The sequence below is a fragment of the Acetobacterium paludosum genome (assembly GCF_008086595.1).
In the GTDB taxonomy this organism is placed as follows: Bacteria; Bacillota; Clostridia; order Eubacteriales; family Eubacteriaceae; genus Acetobacterium; species Acetobacterium paludosum.
This window is the reverse complement of record NZ_RXYA01000014.1, coordinates 82,201-100,650: the sequence shown is the minus strand read 5'-3', so window position 1 is coordinate 100,650 and position 18,450 is coordinate 82,201. Positions and strand designations below refer to the sequence as shown.

The following is an 18,450-nucleotide window of genomic DNA, read 5'->3' as shown; positions in this document are numbered from 1 at the left end:
CTGGTTTGCTGATGCAAACCGGGAGGCCTTTATTTTTTGTTCTTTTTTGAAGATAACGGTGACGTTCCCTTAATTTATTTATCAACTAACTATTTTGTTTAGCAATTCAATCTCAGGGTACTGATTAAGTAAGAATGAATAAGGGAGGATTGCGTTATGAGAAGAATTTTAGTCTACATATTGACGACTTTTATGATGTTTGCCTTTTTTGTTCCCACGTCAAATTTGGCAAATAGTGAGGTATCTGTATCGTATCAGGCCCATGTTCAAAACATTGGCTGGCAGTCCTTTGTGGGTGAAGGAGAAACGGCAGGAACAACGGGACAATCCCTGAGAATGGAAGCACTTAAGCTTAATCTTGACAATGCCCCTGGAGAGGCCAGCATAAAATATGAGGCCCATGTTCAAAATGTTGGATGGCAAAGCGTCGTGAGTAACGGTCAGGAGGCGGGAACCACGGGGCAAAGCCTGCGGATGGAAGCAGTTAAAATAACCCTTGAAAATCTGCCGGGTTATTCGGTGGAATACCGAGCGCATGTTCAAAATATCGGTTGGATGCCCTGGGTCAAGGACGGTGAAATAGCCGGAACGACGGGTCAGAGTCTACGTCTGGAAGCTGTTGAAATAAGGCTTGTGAATGAAGCAACGCCTAGAATTGAAGATTATTTTCCAATCAGGGAAAATACAAAGTCTGTCTATGAAGGACAGGGAAATGAATTCGCATCCTATGATGTCTTCATTGACTATGCCACCCCAACTAAGGTTCAGCAGCGCATCAACAATGGGGGAACAGAAATAGTGGATGTCATTGAAGTGGTTGACCACAAGCTTGTAAAAACACTGTCGAAAGCGGAAACCTATTACCGCGAAAATATGCTTAATAAAGGTAATCAGGAGGATGTCTTATTAATGGAGCCGCTTAAAACCGGAACGACCTGGACGCTCTCGGATGCCAGGGTTAGAAGCATTACTAACGTTGCCGCCGCGGTAACCACACCTTATGGCAATTTTCAGGCCCTTGAAGTGACGACCACATCGGCTGATCAGCCCAATCAGAAACAGCTGGATTATTACGTGAAGGATCTTGGTCTGGTAAAATCGGTCTCGAAGATCGGAGAGAATGGCGAAGAAATCACCTCGTCTCTGAAGTCAATTGAGGAAGGGGCAGTGATGACTCAATCCATTTCCTTCTTCTATCCCAATATTAATGACGAAAAAATTTATTATCAGGTAAAAAAAATTGATTTTCACACCAACGATATTACCCGAGTCACGTTGGCCGCCGTCTATAAACAGGATGCCCCCTTCACGGTGTTTTCACCAAATACCAAAATCAACAGTCTGTATCTGAATCAGGATGGCATGGTATATATCGACTTGAGCAATGACTACCTGACGGAAATGAATGCCGGCTCTGAATTGGAAGCAATGAGGCTTCAGTGCATTGCCAATACTTTTGGGAACTACTATGGTGTGGAGCGGGTGCTTCTGACGATTGATAATCAGCTCTACGAATCCGGCCATATGGCCCTGGGACAAGGGGAATATTTAACGGTTGATCTTAACGGCACGGTGTTAATAAATTGATACTATGAAGGCATGAGCAAAAGGCTCTCCCGGACGAACATGTCCGGGAGAGCCTTTTAAAGTTGATGAATAACTGTGGCATTGCTTCTTTATAAAGAAAAAACGAATATTTATTGACCTAATCAGCCGAAAATGGTTACAATATAAGCAATAAATGAAATAAATTTGGAGGAACGCATGACGAATCTTCAGAATCAGCTTTTGAAAGGGCGGTGCTTCCGATCGGCATTGAAATAAAATTGCAGCAGGTGGATTTCACACAACGGGATGTGATGGTGGGGGTGGTGCGGAATGTTAAGCAGTTAGCGGACAATCTGACCCATCGCTTTTACCGGATACCCAAGAAAAGCGTGGCCGATATGCGGCTGCCCATTCACACGATCGCATTGTATCAGCCAATGCGCGCTTTTGGCAAAGAGCAGTCCGGGATTTGGTATTACGGGGAAGTCGTCACCTGTGAAACCCTGAAAAGCAAAGAAGACTTTTACTATAAATTTACGGTTGAAGAATGGCTGGAACTGCCTAAGCGAATCCGGCCCAAAGAGCTTTGCCCGATTGTCAGTACCTATACCAATCAGTTTTTATTGGAAAACGCCGAGGATATGCCGGAGCTATATATTAAAACAGAAGCGGAATATCGGCTGTATGTTGAGATAAAGCGGATGACGGCTGTTTCGATAAAAGAAAGCAGCGGTGAAGCAAAGGAATATCGGTTTGACGAGAACCGCATGGCGATTCGGGATGAGCAGATATTTTTGTTTGCGGGGGATGGCAGAGTGCAGGTATTTGCGGTTGCGGCGTTTGTCAGACGGCCTCAGGAAGTGATGAGGGGCTGCCAAGCTTTTTTAAAAATTTAGCTTTATGATTTTATTTTAGGAGGATAAAGAATGACAGAAGAAGAAAAAATATTTCAAGGTAAATTGTTTGATGCTCGTTCTCAGGAACTGCGTGATATTAAGCACAAAGCACATATTCTTTGCCAAAAATTTAATGCACTTGATGAGTATGATGAGAATCGCTTACCGATAATTAAAGAATTTATTGGAAAAATAGGCGAAAAATATTATTTTCAGGGACCGATACAGATAAATTACGGATGTCATACTTATATTGGTGAAAATTTCTTTGCGAATTTTAATACGACGATTTTAGATGACGGCAGGATTTACATCGGGGATAATGTTATGTTTGGTCCTAATGTATCGCTTATGGCGTCCTCGCATCCACTTATTCCAGAAGAAAGACTTGCTATGAAATACCAAGATGGTCATGTATCCACGTCAGAATATGCGGATGAAATCCACATTGGAAACAATGTTTGGATTGCTTGCAATGTGGTGATTTGCGGTGGCGTAAATATTGGCAATAATGCCGTCATTGGAGCAGGTAGTGTTGTTACAAAAGATATTCCAGATAATTATATTGGATATGGTAATCCCTGTAAGCCAATTAGATTGATTACAGAAAAAGATTCAAAGCTGGATTTACTATAATAATTTGAAGTATCGGTTGTTTATTTGGTATTCAACAAATTGTTAGAACAGGATTGATAGGGTTCAGATGGCCGTGACCTGACAAACGGTGAGGACCCCGTCTTTCACGGTAAACCGAATATTGAAGCGGTTGAATGCCAGCCCATAGATGCGCAGCGGGTCCGTCTGATAGGATGGCCGCGGGTCATGGGCCAGAACCCCCATCAGGGCGGACTGGTGTTCACGGGGAATGAGCTGCAGCAAAGCCGCAGGAAAATCCACTGCCAGAATGTAGTCGCTGACCGGATCGATAAAACCGCCGGCGGCTTCAGGATGACTGTCGGTGTAGACAAGATAAGGCTTGATGTCATAAATCGGGGTCTGATCCAGAAGATCGGCCCCGGAAACATGGATGATGGGGCCCAGTTCGGGATGGTTTTCGATGCGGTCAATCTTTACTGAAGAAAGGCCGATGGGGTTTGGGCGAAAGGGGGAACGGGTGGCAAAAACGCCCATTCGTTTGGATCCCCCCAGCCGGGGCGGTCTTACGGTCGGTGAATATTGGGCCCGGACGCTCTGAGAAAACCCCCAGATGAGCCAGATATGCGAGAAATTCTTCAGGCCACGGAGGGCGTCAGGATTCCGATAGGCCGGTTCAAAGACGATGATGGCTTTCAGGGCATCCACCAGGCCGCTTTGCCGGGGAATCCCGAACTTTTCAGGGAAATCGCTGCGAATTCGCGCAATTATTTTCATGGGCGGATTTTCAGGATCGCTGGTGGGCTGATCCGGTATCGCTGTTTCATTGGGGTCTTTACTGGGGGGCGTGTTTTTGAGCATGATGGTGTCTCCTTCATCTGTGTCATAATACATGATAACAGTTATTATCTATATTCTACCATATGATGCAATCATTCATAAATCGATTAAATGGATTTATGAATGATTTTTTGTCTGTTAAATCAAATTCCGAATTGATGAGCCTGCTGATTGCAGGTTTTTTTAATGGCTTTTTATCTAGACTGCATAAAAAAAATAAAATAATTGGTTGACTTTATATATCACAGTGGTATAATAAAATAAATTATATATCACTGTGATATATTTCGAATGTATAGACAATAGTGATAGGGATAGAAGGTAAAAACGAATGGCCAAAAAAAATAAAACAAAGTATGCGCTTTTAGGGGTTCTCAATACAATGTCCGGTTCGGGATACGATATTAAAAAATTCTGTGATTCGTCCATAAGTTATTTCTGGAATGAAAATTACGGACATATTTATCCGGTGTTGCAGAAAATGGAAGAAGAAGAATTAATTACAAAGCAGGTTGAACAAACGGAAGGCCGACCATCAAAGAATGTTTATTCTATTACCGAAAAAGGCCGAGCAGAATTAGAAAATTGGCTTTTAATGCCGGTGGAACCTGAACATGGCCGATCAGAACTGCTGTTAAAAATATTCTGGTCGAAGAATGTTCCCGTAGAAGTGTTGATTGAAAAGTTTCTACAAATAAAAGAAGTGAGTGAAGAAATGCTGGTACAATATGCTCAGATTGAGAAGGCGTTAAAGGCTCACAAGGATGAGATCGATAAAATGAATTTAGTATTATGGATTTCGACTGTTAATTACGGCAAGCATGATTCAGAAGCAAAGATCAAGTGGTGTGAAGAAACCATAAAAAGTTTGGAAGAAATAGAAGCCTAATAAAAAACGAATGGGAGGATTACAAATGAATATTTTAGCTTTAAATGGAAGCCCAAGAGGAAAGAATGGAAATACTGAGGTTATTTTAGAACCATTTTTAAGAGGCTGTGAAAAAGCCGGGGCAGCGATAGAAACAGTTTATCTTGCGGAAAAAAACATTCAACATTGCAGCGGTTGTTTTTCGTGCTGGAACAAGACCCCGGGAAAGTGTGTCCATAAAGACGATATGGAAGACCTGTTGGTTAAGGTATCCGAGGCTGATATCATGGTTTATGCCACACCATTATATTATTTTACGGTGACCGGCATTATGAAAGATTTTATGGATCGGATGCTGCCATTAAATAATAAAGAAATCGTCAAAGTCGGAGAAAAATACGGCCATCCCAAACGGCTTGAAAGAGAAATTCCGGTTAAGTCAGTTCTGATTTCAAACTGTGGTTTCCCCGGCGACTATAATTTTTCAGGGTTATTAGAGACTTTCAAGGTTATGACAAGGGGAAATCTCGCTGGTGCTATTTTATGTGCCCAAGGGGGGATCCTCCAGGCGATTCATTCTAATGCGATGCTTGAAAAATTATACAGCCCCTTTTTCCTGGCATTGGAAAACGCCGGTGAAGAAATAGTCAATCAGGGAATCATAACTGATGCGACACAAAATATTTTGAATAAAGATTATATTGATTCTGAAACTTACATGAACGCTGCAAATGGCGAAAACAGAAAAGGAGAATTATAGACATGAACGAACCATCAGGAAATCTTTTAAATGGGAAACAATCGGTGCTGAAAAACATCTTCAACCGGGACTTTGTCGTCAGTGCGATTATCCCGATTATTATATTTGCTGCTTTTGATAACTTTAAAATGACATTATTGGGAATTATACTCTCAGGATCATGGTGTTTAGGAGTGGTCTTAATTAGTTATATCATTGAACGTAAAATGAATGCTCTTGCCATTATCGCCGGAACTTTTTCGGCGGTAGGATTAATCGGGACAGTTATTTCAAGGGATCCCACCTTTTATTTAGTCGCTCCGATTGTACAGGACTTTCTGGGGGCATTCGTTTTCTTTGGGTCGTTGTTTTTCGAAAGATCATTAATTCAGGTCATCGTCGAACAATCTTACTTAAAAAATGTATCGGAAGACTTTCGAAAAAATCCCAAATATAAATCAGCCTGGCGAATATTGACCTGTGCCTGGGGGATTCTAAATATCAGTCAGGCCGTAGTGAGAATCGCCTTGTTAGTTTCGGTATCAATGAGTTCATATTATGCAATCAGTATGGTTTATAACAGCATTGCGACGCCGTTGCTGTTAGTTGTATCAATGACATTTCCAAAGTGGTATTGGAACCGCGGAAAGAAGACTGATTCCCTTTCAGAAAAATTAGTCGTTGAAAATAAGGAATCGACAATAGTATGACAAGTGAAAATACCCTCATATCACTTTTGCGATATGAGGGTAATAATTTTCATCGGTACAGGTTTCGCTGTAATCAAAGGGCTTGGTTTATCTATATGGTTTGGTTTAGTTGAAACTAAACCGGGTTCTGGCAACAAAGCAAAGTATGTTGTATATGTTTGACACCTATATTATAATATATAAAAATGATAGTGAGGTGAAAACAGTGGATGCTAAAACTGAAAAAGTTACAGAGAATCATGATAGCTCTGAAAGTAAGCTTAATCAAACTGAATTAGCGGAAAGTGAAGCGCGCTTTCGCATCATCACCGATTCAACCAATGATGCCATCCTGATGATGGATTCGATTGGTATTATTTCTTTCTGGAATCCTGGGGCTGAGGGCATTTTCGGATACGCCGATACTGAAGCTATTGGTCAAAACCTCCACGACTTAATTGCTCTGCCTCAATATCATAAAGCCCACCAGGCCGCTTTCCCTCTGTTTCAACAGACTGGTCAGGGTAATGTCATCGGAAAAACACTTGATTTGGAAGCTTGTCGAAAAGACCGTACGCAGATTCATATACAATTGTCACTTTCAGCTATTTATATGGCTGATGGCTGGCATTCAGTGGGCATCATTCGGGATATTACGGATCGCAAACGGGTAGAAGTGCTATTAAAGGAAAGTGAAACACGATTAATTGCCGCCCAAAAGATGGCCCATGTTGGCAATTGGGAGCTGAATCTGACGACCAAAGAAATGTGGGCCTCCGAAGAGGCTTTCAATATTTATGGAATTGATTATCATTCCCAGTATATTCCTTTGGAATTGGCTCAAGAAAGTGTTCTGCCGGAATACCGTGAGATGATGGATATTACCCTAAAAGATTTGATTGACAAAAACAAAAACTATAATATTGAATTCGAACTAAGAAATCTTAAAACGGGTCAATTGCATTTTGTTCATTCGATTGGCAACCTGATCCGGGATGATGATGGCAAGGCCAGCAAAGTGGCTGGCACCATCCAGGATATTACAGACAATAAATTAAAAGAAACCAAAATAATGAATCTTAGTTTTCACGATCAGCTAACGGGTCTCTATAATCGCAGATTTTATGAAGAAGAATTGCAGCGATTGGATACAAATAAAAATCTGCCATTGACCATGTTAATGGGAGATATTAATGGTTTAAAGCTGGTCAATGACTCCTTTGGCCACGATATGGGTGATGAACTGATAAAGAAAGTGGCGGAAGTGATCACCAAGGCATGCTCGGCTGATGCTGTTATTTCCCGAATCGGCGGGGATGAATTTGTTGTTTTGTTACCGAAAACAGATACTTTTGAAGCAGAGCAAATTCTCAAGCGGATTAAGGATCTTTCATTAAAAGAAACAGTAGGGTCACTTTATATTTCAATTTCCTTTGGCTATAAAACAAAAATAAACGAGGCTGAGGATATTAAAAATGTATTCAAAAAAGCCGAAGATCAGATGTATCATCGGAAACTGTTTGAAAGCCCAAGCATGAGGGGGAAGACGGTTGATACGATTATAAAAACCCTTTATGAAAAAAACAAACGAGAGGAACAACACTCCCACCGAGTTTCAAAACTTTGTGAAAGGTTGGGTAGAGTTTTGGGATTGTCCGAATATAAAGTCAAGGAGCTTAAAACCGTAGGGTTACTTCATGATATCGGGAAAATTGCTATCGATGAGAGAATCCTCAATAAACCGGAGAAACTAACCGATGTTGAGTGGACCGAAATTAAGCGCCATTCAGAAATAGGCTATCGCATTCTCAGTACCGTTCATGAGATGTCAGAAATGGCTGAGTATGTCCTGGCTCATCATGAAAGATGGAACGGCACTGGTTACCCCAAAGGCTTAAAAGGCGAAGAGATACCGTTAGAGTCAAGAATCATTGCCATTGCTGATGCCTATGATGCCATGACAAGTGAACGGAGTTATCGAAGTAAAATGCCAGCAGAAGCGGTATTAAAAGAATTACAGGAAAATGCCGGGATCCAATTTGATCCGGAATTGGTAAGTATATTTATTGATAATTTTTTAAAAAAGTAAACCGAAGAAATCTATGTTATTTAACTTGAAAAATAATGCCGGAAACTTATCATCTTTTATGGTAAATTTTCCGGCGTTATTTCATGATTCAAGAGATGATCCCTCAATCATTCGAATCCTTTCAATGTGCAAGGCTAAATAGCTGACTTCTCTTTCGGAAAAAGGCTTGCCTAATTCTTGCTCGAGTTTTTGGCAGACGCCGGCAGCCACTTCAAAGGCATAGGGACAATGGTTTTTTGTGTATTCAATCATATCGGAGTTTAGTTTTTCGTTGGTCATTACCCGGGAAATCATAAAACGAAAATGGTACATGAGCCGGGAATAGGCGAACGAACCAACCTTAATGGTCATACTGCAATCGTTTTCTATTTGTTTGATGGCTTCGCCCATAATAATGGCGACATTCATGGATTGCGACACCTTGGTATCGCTAATGGCGGAATGAATGTACAAAGCAATGTAGCCCACATCATCGTCACTGATCGTATAGCCGGTTTTTTCGGTAATGACCGCCTTTCCCTTTAGGGCAACTTCAAACTCCTGCTCATATAAGAAGCGAATATCATTAGTAAACGGATTTTCAAAATTAATATGACCCTCAATGCGTTCAATGGCAAAAGCAATATGATCGGCCAAGGGCAGTAAGATGTGGTTGTCCAGTTGTTCGAATTTGACTTCCGCAGTTTTAATAATTTCATGGGCGATTTCTAAATAAATCGGGGCTACATTTTTGATGAGATCGGCTGAAAGTCCTTTTTCAGTGTCTTTATCCAGATAATACTTTTTGATTCCGGGCGGGGTTTCATCGGTCATGGCAATCTTTTTATTAAAGCCGACACCCTTGCCCAGAAAAATAACTTCCTTCTTTTTTTCAATATCAAAAGCCAAGATGGCATTATTGTTTAATATTTTTTTGATGACAACCATGAAAACACCCCTTTGGAACCAAGCAAACCACTGGTTTCCAGTGGCATGCTTTTTATTAATATTAACTCTATTTCAGAAGAGATGCAAGTCTAATTAGGATTCGATTGAAAAGGCAGCTTCATTTGCTTTGATCGTTCCACTTTTAAGGATCTTCACTTTCTGATTATCGGAAAGGTTGGTAAACACAATCGGGATGGCTGTGGAGGGGGCATTTTTAGCAATATAATCCAGATCCAAGGTCAATAATAAATCACCTTTTTTCACCTGATCGCCTTGTTTCACAAAGGCTGTAAATCCTTGACCATCTAATTTGACGGTATCAATGCCGATATGAATGAGGATTTCCGTTCCCCTAAAGCTGGTCAGTCCTACGGCATGTTTGGTCGGGAAAAGCACATCAACACTGGCATCACAGGGGGCATAGATTTTATTGCCGGTGGGGAAAATCACCACTCCATCGCCGACCATTTTTTGACTGAAGGCATCATCCGGGGTTTCGGTGATATTGGCGATTACGCCATCAATGGGAGATCCGAAAATCTCCGTGGCTTTTGGGGCCTCAATCTCGGTAGCTTTTTCTTTTGGTATTTCGCTTGGTTCTTGGATTACGGGAATGTCTGTTTCCAGATCACTTTCAGGACTCTGCAAATATTCATCCAGTTTGGATTTAATAACGGTGACTTTCGGGCCATAAATGACTTGAATGCCATTTCCTTTTTTTATCACACCGATGGCGCCGGAATATTTAAGAATCTTTTCATCAATGATTTCTCCATTTTTAACCGTTACTCTAAGTCTGGTGGCACATGAATCAAGGTCCACGATGTTCTTCTTGCCGCCTAACCCGGTGGTTATCATGGCTGATACCGGATCGCTGGATGCGAGTGGCAATCCTTCTGAGCCGGCATTTTTAGCTTTGTTTTTTGCATCAACATCGGTACGGGTGTATAGTTTCGTTTCTTCGTCATCATCTTCACGTCCCGGTGTTTTTAAATTAAACTTTTGAATTAAAAATTTAAACAGGAAGTAATATACAAAGAAATAAGCGACGCCAACAAGGACAATGTAGATCCAATTGGTTTTAGCATTCCCCTGAAGAATACCAAACAGGGTAAGGTCAATCAGGCCGCCTGAGAAAGTCATGCCGACGCCAACATTGAGCATGTGCATGAACATATAGGATAAGCCGGCAAGAACACAATGAATCACATAAAGAAAGGGTGCCACAAAAAGGAAGGTGAATTCAATGGGTTCGGTAATTCCCGTGATCATGGCAGTTAAAGCAGCTGACATCAACAACCCTCCCACGGCCTTTTGGCGGCTGGTTTTAGCACATTTATACATGGCCAGTGCCGCCCCGGGAAGACCGAAAATCATGAACGAGAATTTACCTGACATAAAACGGGTCGCTTCTACTGAAAAATGCTGAACATCCGGACTGGCCAATTGGGCGAAGAAAATGTTCTGGGCACCTTCAACAACCACACCATCCACCGTCATGGTTCCACCCAGGCCGGTTTGCCAGAATGGCAGATAGAAGACATGGTGCAAACCGAAAGGAATCAGTGCTCGTTCAATGAAACCATAAATAAAGGTTCCAAAGTATCCGGATGCCATAACCAGCCCTCCAAGGGCATAAATGCCATTTTGAATAAAAGGCCAGATATAGAACATTAAAGCACCAACAAATAAAAATACCACGGCGGTTATGATGGGAACAAAACGGGTTCCTCCGAAAAAGGAAAGAACAGATGGTAATTCTATTTTGTAAAATTTATTATGAAGTGCTGCCACGCCTAAACCAACAATAATACCGCCAAAAACACCCATTTGCAAAGAGGTAATCCCGACCGTGCTGGAGATTGAACCACTGGGCAGTAATTGATTGGCGACGAGGGGAATATACTCAACACCTTTTTTAGCGGCTGCTATTAATCCGGTTTCATTGGCCGCCAAAAGGGTTTCCGGGGTATAGGTGCCGGTTAGGGTAATCAGAGCACCAATGACGGTATGCATAATGAAGTAACCAATTACTCCGGCCAGAGCTGCAACGGCTTTTTCCTGTCTTGCCATACCAATGGCCACACCCATAGCAAAAATAATGGGTAAGTTATTGAAAACAATCTCACCTGCGGCCATCATAACCGTTAAAATTCCATAGATTATGGTACCAGGCCCCATAATCCCCATCAAGTTGTAGGATGTTAACATGGTTTCGTTGGTAAACGAACCCCCAATTCCTAAAAACAGACCGGCTATCGGTAACAGAGCAATGGGCAGCATAAAAGATCGGCCAACACGTTGTAAAACACCAAAAATCTTGTCTTTCATTTTTTTCCTCCTTATTCAACTTTTATTTGTTATCAGTGCTTTTATCTTTATTCTTTTTTTATCTTATTGCATAAAAAAAGACATTAACACCCAAGAGCAGATTCTGATAAGACTACCTCTTGAATAGTTAATGCCTGATTATTCAGTAACACACTATTAAAAACAATATTTAGTTGTTGATGTAATCGTAAGTCAATTTATTCGGTTTGTCAAGGCTTTTTAATAAATACTTTTGATAATTAATGAAGTGGATTCTGATGACGGAGAAAGTATGTGTTTTAATTTTAGTGAGGAGGGAAGCAAGAATAAGAGGGATCACCAAACCGAATCCGGCCATCATGAGTGGGATTCAATTCGGATTTATTTCGAGAATTTTTGAAAATTATTTTTGAAAATAATTATTGAAGGATTGAGGAAACATGATTTTTTTTAATTTCTACAGCAAGATTTTTTATGAATTGTTCAATTCCGAAAATAAAGTGTTTGAATTCATCATTGCTTTTTCCGGCTGGATCTTCCAATCGCAAGTCGATCATGAATTCACCGGGAAGGTTTGGGTAACTGTTGTCACAGTCCATTTTTACAACAATGTCAACGGGCGGGAGATCTTTCAACAGTCTCGAAGCTTCGTTTTCCTCCAGATTGATGTTATATAGTTCCTTCATTAATCGTACCGCATCGGGATTGGGTGAGAGTATTTTTGTGGTTCCGGCCAAATAGCTTTCAAAGACGTCACCTCCAAATTTTTCGCCTAATGCTTCCGCAATCTGACTCGTACAGGAATGATGCATGCAAATAAATGCGACTTTTGTTTTATCCATTTTATTCTCCATTTCGTTTTGATTTAGACAAATTCTTGAATACATTTGTCTTTTAATTTGTTGTTATCATATCAAAAGAAAGTGATAGAAAATATTACAGTCAGGTTAAATATTTTTAACATAAGGATAAAATCCAAAGTGCCACGGGATATCCGTGGCACTTTGGATTTTAGTTCAATTTTAGTATAAAGCTGGTTGATCCCAAAGGTTAAGTTCGACCCCGATATTGTTCTTTCGGGCATAGTCGTAGACTTCTTTGCCCCAAGCCACATCTTCCACCGGCATGCCGCCGACGGAGTAGAGGATGATCTGATCGTCGCTTTCACGTCCGGGTAATTTGCCGTTTAAGATGGCTCCCAAATCATGAATAGCAGATTTTTCAAGCTTCCCATCGTGGATCATATCCATAAATTTGGAACCGAGGATGTAGACCATATCGAAGGTTGGGTAAGGATATTCTTCAGCCCAGGCTTCGTAAAGAGAGATATTATCGACCACGAGTTTGGTTTTGTCGCTTTTGATCAGTTCATCTGAAAAATCGGCCGCACCCGGGAGACAGAAGAGGGCACCGGGCTTGATCCATTCGGTTTTAACGAAGGGATAGGCTGAAGGGCCACTGCCCATCGGGGTAGAGGTGGCGAAGCTGAGGATATCCGCATCACGGACACATTCTTCCAGGGTTTCGCAGATGATAATTTCGGTGAACTGAGGACATTTTTCATTGACATAGGCGATGCAGCGGTCAATGGATTCCTGGCCCCGACCTTTGATTTTAAGGGTCGTTAGGGTTGGTCGCAAGGCGGCGAAGGTTTCAATCGCGGTGGAGTTGATCACTCCTGGGCCGATGATGGCCAGAACTTTGGCGTCTTTAAGCGCCAGATTCTTCACGCCCACACCGGGGATAGCAGCGGTACGATACGCACTGAGCAGGTTGGCAGACATCAGGGCCAGTGGTGCGCCGGTGTCCTTATCATTGAGCATCATCATCAGGATCGAGCGGGGCAGCTTTTTGTCACGGTTTTCAACATTAGAGCCGTACCATTTCATTCCGGCGACATCGAACTTGCCGCCCACATAGGCGGGCATCGCCATGAAGCGGCGATCCGGGCCGTTCTTGGGCATATTGGGGAATTCAGGTTCGTCCGGGAAAGTAATCATGCAACCGTGAGAATTGCCATTATCACCACCCATCCGATAGTCGCCCTTATCCAGGAGCTTCAACAGCTCTTCCATACAATCGGTGCAGCCGACAACATCGTCCACCCCAGCTTTAAGCATATCTGGTTCACTTAAATACAATAAATCAATTCCTGGTAATTTCATAATGATAAACCTCCAAATAGTTTTTTATTTTAAAATGTTGTAATAACAGTGCTGAACTTATTTTTCTAACTTGGGGATGTGATCCCCGGATTTCGCATTGTGATAGACATGGTAAAGATCATTTTCCATCGCCATAACCTTTTCCAGCGGGATGGGTTTAAAGAGTTTGAGCTTCATAACCTTTTTGACCCAGATGACGGAATAAACCGTCAAACAAGCGAAGATGAACCCACAAGTCAAATAAATAGATATCCGCGTCGCCGGATCGGAAGAAATGTTATAAATCATCCAGACAATGCCAAGGGAACCGATGATCGGGATCACTGGGCCGAAGGGTACCTTAAAGGTTCGGGGGGCTTTGGGCAGACGTTTCCGTAACACCAGCACATTGAGATGGGTGACGATATAGGCGACCATCCAGAAGACCACGCCGGTCAAGATCAGGAAGGACAGCTGGCTGGTGGTGGATAAGCCGGTGGCATTGATGAGTGCCATAATTCCGCCGATGATCAGGATGCCCACATAGGGAGCCCCTTTCTTGTTCGTCTTCATGAAGAATTTAGGCAGTAGGTTGATTTTAGCCATCCCGTCAGCGATATAAGCCAGGGATGAAATGATGGTATTGATCACACCTGTAACGGCGCAAATTGAAACCAGGGCCATCCAGATGGTACCAAAATTACCCAGCAGCATGGTGCCGTATAAGATGTGGGGCGTGGTGCTGGCCCCCAGGTCAGCCCAGGCGGTGTAATTGTGAAAACCGAAAACCAGCAGCGTTTCCATCCCAAAAACGACGACCAGAGTGATGATCAGGCCCAAAGGGACGTTTCGCCGGGCATTCTGAACTCGGTTTGAAATCGGAACGATGTATTCAGAGCCGATAAAGAGGAAGAAAGCCAGCCCGCAAAGGGAGGTGATATCAGTGAAATTGGTTGATAGGATCATCGGTTGGGCGACCACTTCACCGGTACCCAGTTTGAGAAAACCAAGGACGCCCATGATGACCAGAGAGCCAATGAGGGTATAGGTCACCACGTTTTGTATTTTGGCGAAAACATCCACCCCGTTTAAGTTGGTGATCATCAAAATGATGATCAAGGCGACGCTATAGTAGTTGCCGGGGATCGGAATATTCGGAAGAACACTGGCAATGGTGTTCCCGAACATGGCGCACTCGGCACTGCCGACGATGGTATTACAGAGCAGATACCCACCGACCATCACGACGATGCTGATAAAGGGCCCCATACAGGCCAGAGTATACTGGGCCAGTCCACCGGTTAAGTTGGGCATGAGCGCATTGAGTTCAGAGACCGAGAGAGCAAAAAGAATATTTAAGATGATGGCAATGACCATGGAAATGATGAAGGTCATGCCAATGGCGGCTGAGCCTATCCCCAGGGAGATCAGGCAGCTGGTGGCAACGACGACACCAACCCCGGTGGCGACGACGCTGGGCAAGCCAAGTTTTTTTTCAGTCATGGTAAGCTCCTTTCATGGGCGAAATAATAGGTGATTAGCGAAACTGTCATGAGCTTCGTTGCCAGTTTACACGAAACACTTTTTACACTGTACGGCGGACAGTCTGTCGACTGTTCGCCTACACGTTACAAAATTGTTTGTGCAAACTGACAGCAAAGCAACTATTGTTCGCTTTTTTTGGATTTTGTAATTATTAGAAAACAAGACAGGATGGTTTTGTCTTAATTCTGGCAAAGCGCATCCAGACCGTCTTCGCCGGTACGGACGCGGATGGCATTGGTAACGGCAGAGACGAAGATTTTGCCATCCCCGATATGCCCGGTGTAGAGTTCTTCCTGGACAAATTTCAGGAAAGCCGGAACATCTTTGGTGGGAAGCACCAGCATAACCAGATCCTTGGGCAGGAGCGTGGGTTCTTTTTTCTGCTCAACTTCGTATTCCTGAGTTCCAAATTGGACCCCGCATCCCAATACCTGAGAGACGGTCATCCCGGTAATGCCATATTTACCCATGGCGTTCTTTAAAGCTTCGATTTTTGAGTTGTTGGTAATAATTTCGATACGTGATAATTCCATAATGATTCTCCTTAATTTTTATATTTTATTTGTATAGATACGGCTGTGAGCTTCGCTGCTGGTTTAAATCCGAAGGGCTGTTCCGGCAGTCAGGGATTTGCGGTAATTCAGGGGCGATATTCCCGTGAATTGTTTAAATTCTTTGAGCAGGTGGGACTGATCATAATAACCCATATCCGCGGCGATGGTTGAAATATGCTGATCCTTCCCCAGGGCCAGCAAAACATTCTGGAAACGAATGATTTTTGAGAAGGTCTTGGGGGGTAAGCCAATTTCATTATTAAAGAGCCGGTTGATGTATCTTGGGGTATAGCCGACGCTTTGGCTTAATTCATTGACATTGATAATCCCCACTACCTTGGTGATCTCATCAACCATGCAATAACTGAAGGGACGAGTATCGGGACTGTAATAGTTTTGATAATCCGGAATATAAGCATTGAGAAACAATTGAATCTGTTCTTTAAAATCGGTACTCTTGGTGATGCCTTCCATCATGGCCTGATCCTTGCAGATTTCCGGCAATGGAATGGACGTCTCGGTAAGGCTGCCAATGGGATAGCCCTTGGGTAAGAATGCCTTTCCGGGCAAAAAACGAATGCCAAAGATGGTATCGTCCAAATGAAAGCTGGTAGCATAATCAATGGTGTGCATTTTCAGAACCGCCCCATAGCAGGTTGCATCCACGTGATCCTGACCGCAACGGAAGACGATGTCCACGGTGCCATCAGGAACGATGGTGGCTGTTTCTAACATTTCCGGGGTGACCTGGAACCGATAAAAGTGGGAGATACCATAAGCCCGGTAATCAAAGCATTCATAACCCTGGGAATGCTGAACCATTAAAGGCTGTTTCGGGATGATGATTTTTTCTTTTAGGGATGACTCATAAGACCCATACCGTTGCAATAGACCAATCATAGGTAAAACCTAAAGCGTATGCTTTCCTTTCTGAACGGATTGTTGCGAAAGTGCCGTGAGCTTGCTGTTGGGTTGCGACAACCGGCAGCAAAGTAATTTCTGTTTGATCAACATAAAAAAGACAAGGACGCCGAAACTTTGGTTTCGACATCCTTGTCTTTTTATGGTTGGTCGTGCACTTCTTATTTATGTATACAATATACCATAGTTCGGAAGGAAAGAATAGTAAAAATCGGTACTAATTTACATAAACAATCATTTTTATGAAAATTCTGATTAATACCTTTCGAATCAGAGCATTCTTACTGCTTGGGCTTGAAGCGGTCGTAGCGTAAGGCGGACAAATCGATGATTGACTGACCGTCGACCATCATTTCGGCGATGTTATAGCCGGCCGCCGGGGCGATGCCAAAACCATGGCCGGAAAAGGCACAGGCGATGTACAGGCCGGGAACTTCTTCCACCGGGCTGATGACCGGCACCTTGTCGGCACAATCATCCAGCCAACCGGCCCAGGCTCGGACGATCTTGGCGTCGGCCAGCGCCGGGAAGTACTTCATAATCCCCCGGCAGGTACAGGAGGCCCCGATGCTGCTGGAAATGGGGGTGCCATTGTCTTTATTGAAAGGTTCCAAGCCCGAAGACCCGCCGAAAACAAAGGAACCATGCTTAGATTGATGGCCGTAGAAATCGGCTTCGGCGGTGCCCAGCATTTGCAAGAACATCGGCGGTTCCGCTTCGGTGACCAGACATTCCATTTTCATCGGCTTCATCGGGACATCAATGCCTACGGTTGCTAACAGTCTGCGGCTGTCATACCCGGCTGCCACCAGGATCTTATCGGCTTCATAGATAGCATCGGGAGTGACGACCTGGCGGATCACGCCTTTAATTTTTCGCAGCTCGAAGCAGGGGGATTCAGTAATGAAGCGGACTCCCAATTCCCGGGCTTTTTTATAGTAGCCCAGGGTGGCCGTCAGGGGATTGGCGTGACCATCGGTGGGACACCAGCTGGCACAGGTGACTTCGTCGGAAAGATAGGGGTTGATGGCCCGAATTTCGTCGCCGTCGATCATGCGCACATCCAGCCCACAGGATACCGCCTTGTCGGTTAAGCCCTGCAGGATTTTCTGATGGGCCTCGGTTTTCCCCAGCCGCAGGTTGCCTTTTTGGATGTATTCCACATCCACGCCCAGTTCTTCGGAAAGTCCCGGCCACAGATTTTTGATACCCCACATAGCCAGCGGGAGTTCCCGGGTGTCCCGGCCGGACTGTCGAACGCCGCCGCCATTACGGGAAGAACCGCCAATACCGATGTCCTTGCTGGCTTCCAGAACGGTGACGGATAGGCCTTTTTTGGCGAGATAGTAAGCAGTGGCGTTACCGATGATGCCGCCGCCAATGATAATAATATCGGTATGTTTAGACATGAGTTACCTCTTCATTTCCTAATACTTTCATTTCCACCGGGCGCATCGGGGAACGGCTGGTGGCTGGATCTAATTGCGCCGGGATAACATCCAGCTCCTGAACAACGATGTTCTTCACCAGCCGGCCACAGGTTTGTCCTTGGCAAAGCCCCATGCCCGACCGCAGGTAACGTCTGATTTCGTTGACGGTAAACATCCCATCGTGGATCGCCTGGCGAATTTCGCCCTTGGTGATTTCTTCGCAACGGCAGATGATGACTCCGTCATCGGTCTGGGAAACGAAGGGACCAATATCCTGTGAACGATCATTAATTGATTTCATTTTTTCTCTCCTTTTCTTTGATTCTGATCGATAAATGCAAAACTGTTGTGAACTT

Annotated in this window: 17 protein-coding genes; 7 read left to right on the top strand and 10 right to left on the bottom strand. The window is 43.5% G+C overall.

Features of this window, described 5'->3' with window-relative positions; all coding sequences use genetic code 11:
* The first annotated feature begins 156 nt into the window (after nt 1-156).
* The 3 genes from FZC41_RS14150 (at nt 157) to FZC41_RS14140 (ending at nt 3,080) form a co-directional block, all read left to right on the top strand.
* Nucleotides 157-1,587: a GerMN domain-containing protein gene (locus FZC41_RS14150; protein WP_148568091.1), complete on the top strand. Its 1,431-nt coding sequence runs from the start codon at nt 157-159 to the stop codon at nt 1,585-1,587.
* A 212-nt stretch (nt 1,588-1,799) separates the two neighbouring features.
* Nucleotides 1,800-2,444: a hypothetical protein gene (locus FZC41_RS14145; protein WP_148568090.1), complete on the top strand. Its 645-nt coding sequence runs from the start codon at nt 1,800-1,802 to the stop codon at nt 2,442-2,444.
* 30 nt (nt 2,445-2,474) lie between these two features.
* Complete coding sequence (locus tag FZC41_RS14140; RefSeq protein WP_148568089.1) at nt 2,475-3,080, top strand: sugar O-acetyltransferase; 606 nt, start codon at nt 2,475-2,477, stop codon at nt 3,078-3,080.
* A gap of 63 nt (nt 3,081-3,143) precedes the next feature.
* Here FZC41_RS14140 and tsaA read toward each other — a convergent pair whose 3' ends face one another.
* Complete coding sequence (tsaA, locus tag FZC41_RS14135; RefSeq protein ID WP_148568113.1) at nt 3,144-3,815, bottom strand: tRNA (N6-threonylcarbamoyladenosine(37)-N6)-methyltransferase TrmO; 672 nt, start codon at nt 3,813-3,815, stop codon at nt 3,144-3,146.
* A 394-nt stretch (nt 3,816-4,209) separates the two neighbouring features.
* Here tsaA and FZC41_RS14130 point away from each other — a divergent pair, with 394 nt between their 5' ends.
* The 4 genes from FZC41_RS14130 to FZC41_RS14115 all read left to right on the top strand — a co-directional run bounded on the left by FZC41_RS14130 (nt 4,210) and on the right by FZC41_RS14115 (nt 8,263).
* Nucleotides 4,210-4,767 (top strand): PadR family transcriptional regulator, encoded by a 558-nt coding sequence (locus tag FZC41_RS14130; RefSeq protein WP_148568088.1) that lies wholly within the window; start codon nt 4,210-4,212, stop codon nt 4,765-4,767.
* 25 nt (nt 4,768-4,792) lie between these two features.
* A complete protein-coding gene (locus tag FZC41_RS14125) occupies nt 4,793-5,506 on the top strand; it encodes a flavodoxin family protein (RefSeq protein WP_148568087.1) in 714 nt (237 codons plus the stop codon).
* Between the two features lie 2 nt (nt 5,507-5,508).
* A complete protein-coding gene (locus FZC41_RS14120) occupies nt 5,509-6,195 on the top strand; it encodes a VC0807 family protein (protein ID WP_148568086.1) in 687 nt (228 codons plus the stop codon).
* 205 nt (nt 6,196-6,400) lie between these two features.
* Nucleotides 6,401-8,263, top strand: a complete 1,863-nt coding sequence (locus FZC41_RS14115) for an HD domain-containing phosphohydrolase (RefSeq protein WP_243136730.1) — start codon at nt 6,401-6,403, stop codon at nt 8,261-8,263.
* An 81-nt stretch (nt 8,264-8,344) separates the two neighbouring features.
* On the opposite strand, the gene FZC41_RS14110 is transcribed toward FZC41_RS14115, so the two are convergent.
* The 9 genes from FZC41_RS14110 to FZC41_RS14070 form a co-directional block, all read right to left on the bottom strand.
* Nucleotides 8,345-9,190 (bottom strand): PRD domain-containing protein, encoded by an 846-nt coding sequence (locus tag FZC41_RS14110; RefSeq protein ID WP_148568085.1) that lies wholly within the window; start codon nt 9,188-9,190, stop codon nt 8,345-8,347.
* Nucleotides 9,191-9,283: 93 nt separating this feature from the next.
* On the bottom strand, nt 9,284-11,521 hold the full coding sequence (locus tag FZC41_RS14105; RefSeq protein WP_148568084.1) for a PTS sugar transporter subunit IIABC: 2,238 nt from the start codon (nt 11,519-11,521) through the stop codon (nt 9,284-9,286).
* Between the two features lie 398 nt (nt 11,522-11,919).
* Nucleotides 11,920-12,342 (bottom strand): arsenate reductase/protein-tyrosine-phosphatase family protein, encoded by a 423-nt coding sequence (locus FZC41_RS14100; RefSeq protein ID WP_186855156.1) that lies wholly within the window; start codon nt 12,340-12,342, stop codon nt 11,920-11,922.
* A 180-nt stretch (nt 12,343-12,522) separates the two neighbouring features.
* Nucleotides 12,523-13,665, bottom strand: a complete 1,143-nt coding sequence (locus tag FZC41_RS14095; protein WP_148568083.1) for a tyramine oxidase subunit B — start codon at nt 13,663-13,665, stop codon at nt 12,523-12,525.
* 57 nt (nt 13,666-13,722) lie between these two features.
* On the bottom strand, nt 13,723-15,147 hold the full coding sequence (locus FZC41_RS14090; RefSeq protein WP_148568082.1) for an APC family permease: 1,425 nt from the start codon (nt 15,145-15,147) through the stop codon (nt 13,723-13,725).
* A 221-nt stretch (nt 15,148-15,368) separates the two neighbouring features.
* On the bottom strand, nt 15,369-15,722 hold the full coding sequence (locus tag FZC41_RS14085; protein ID WP_148568081.1) for a P-II family nitrogen regulator: 354 nt from the start codon (nt 15,720-15,722) through the stop codon (nt 15,369-15,371).
* Between the two features lie 63 nt (nt 15,723-15,785).
* On the bottom strand, nt 15,786-16,643 hold the full coding sequence (locus FZC41_RS14080; RefSeq protein WP_148568080.1) for a helix-turn-helix domain-containing protein: 858 nt from the start codon (nt 16,641-16,643) through the stop codon (nt 15,786-15,788).
* A 302-nt stretch (nt 16,644-16,945) separates the two neighbouring features.
* Nucleotides 16,946-18,073, bottom strand: coding sequence for an NAD(P)/FAD-dependent oxidoreductase (locus FZC41_RS14075; RefSeq protein WP_148568079.1), 1,128 nt, complete (start codon nt 18,071-18,073; stop codon nt 16,946-16,948).
* A complete protein-coding gene (locus FZC41_RS14070) occupies nt 18,066-18,395 on the bottom strand; it encodes a (2Fe-2S)-binding protein (protein WP_148568078.1) in 330 nt (109 codons plus the stop codon). Before FZC41_RS14070 ends, FZC41_RS14075 begins: the two co-directional genes overlap by 8 nt.
* Nucleotides 18,396-18,450 lie beyond the last annotated feature (55 nt).

What these genes read in the sequence shown, in the direction of transcription:
- FZC41_RS14150 (WP_148568091.1), top strand. Translation starts at nt 157, where the DNA reads ATGAGAAGAATTTTAGTCTACATATTGACGACTTTTATGATGTTTGCC.
- FZC41_RS14140 (WP_148568089.1), top strand. Translation starts at nt 2,475, where the DNA reads ATGACAGAAGAAGAAAAAATATTTCAAGGTAAATTGTTTGATGCTCGT.
- tsaA (WP_148568113.1), bottom strand. Translation starts at nt 3,815, where the DNA reads ATGAAAATAATTGCGCGAATTCGCAGCGATTTCCCTGAAAAGTTCGGG.
- FZC41_RS14130 (WP_148568088.1), top strand. Translation starts at nt 4,210, where the DNA reads ATGGCCAAAAAAAATAAAACAAAGTATGCGCTTTTAGGGGTTCTCAAT.
- FZC41_RS14125 (WP_148568087.1), top strand. Translation starts at nt 4,793, where the DNA reads ATGAATATTTTAGCTTTAAATGGAAGCCCAAGAGGAAAGAATGGAAAT.
- FZC41_RS14120 (WP_148568086.1), top strand. Translation starts at nt 5,509, where the DNA reads ATGAACGAACCATCAGGAAATCTTTTAAATGGGAAACAATCGGTGCTG.
- FZC41_RS14110 (WP_148568085.1), bottom strand. Translation starts at nt 9,190, where the DNA reads ATGGTTGTCATCAAAAAAATATTAAACAATAATGCCATCTTGGCTTTT.
- FZC41_RS14105 (WP_148568084.1), bottom strand. Translation starts at nt 11,521, where the DNA reads ATGAAAGACAAGATTTTTGGTGTTTTACAACGTGTTGGCCGATCTTTT.
- FZC41_RS14100 (WP_186855156.1), bottom strand. Translation starts at nt 12,342, where the DNA reads ATGGATAAAACAAAAGTCGCATTTATTTGCATGCATCATTCCTGTACG.
- FZC41_RS14095 (WP_148568083.1), bottom strand. Translation starts at nt 13,665, where the DNA reads ATGAAATTACCAGGAATTGATTTATTGTATTTAAGTGAACCAGATATG.
- FZC41_RS14090 (WP_148568082.1), bottom strand. Translation starts at nt 15,147, where the DNA reads ATGACTGAAAAAAAACTTGGCTTGCCCAGCGTCGTCGCCACCGGGGTT.
- FZC41_RS14085 (WP_148568081.1), bottom strand. Translation starts at nt 15,722, where the DNA reads ATGGAATTATCACGTATCGAAATTATTACCAACAACTCAAAAATCGAA.
- FZC41_RS14080 (WP_148568080.1), bottom strand. Translation starts at nt 16,643, where the DNA reads ATGATTGGTCTATTGCAACGGTATGGGTCTTATGAGTCATCCCTAAAA.
- FZC41_RS14075 (WP_148568079.1), bottom strand. Translation starts at nt 18,073, where the DNA reads ATGTCTAAACATACCGATATTATTATCATTGGCGGCGGCATCATCGGT.
- FZC41_RS14070 (WP_148568078.1), bottom strand. Translation starts at nt 18,395, where the DNA reads ATGAAATCAATTAATGATCGTTCACAGGATATTGGTCCCTTCGTTTCC.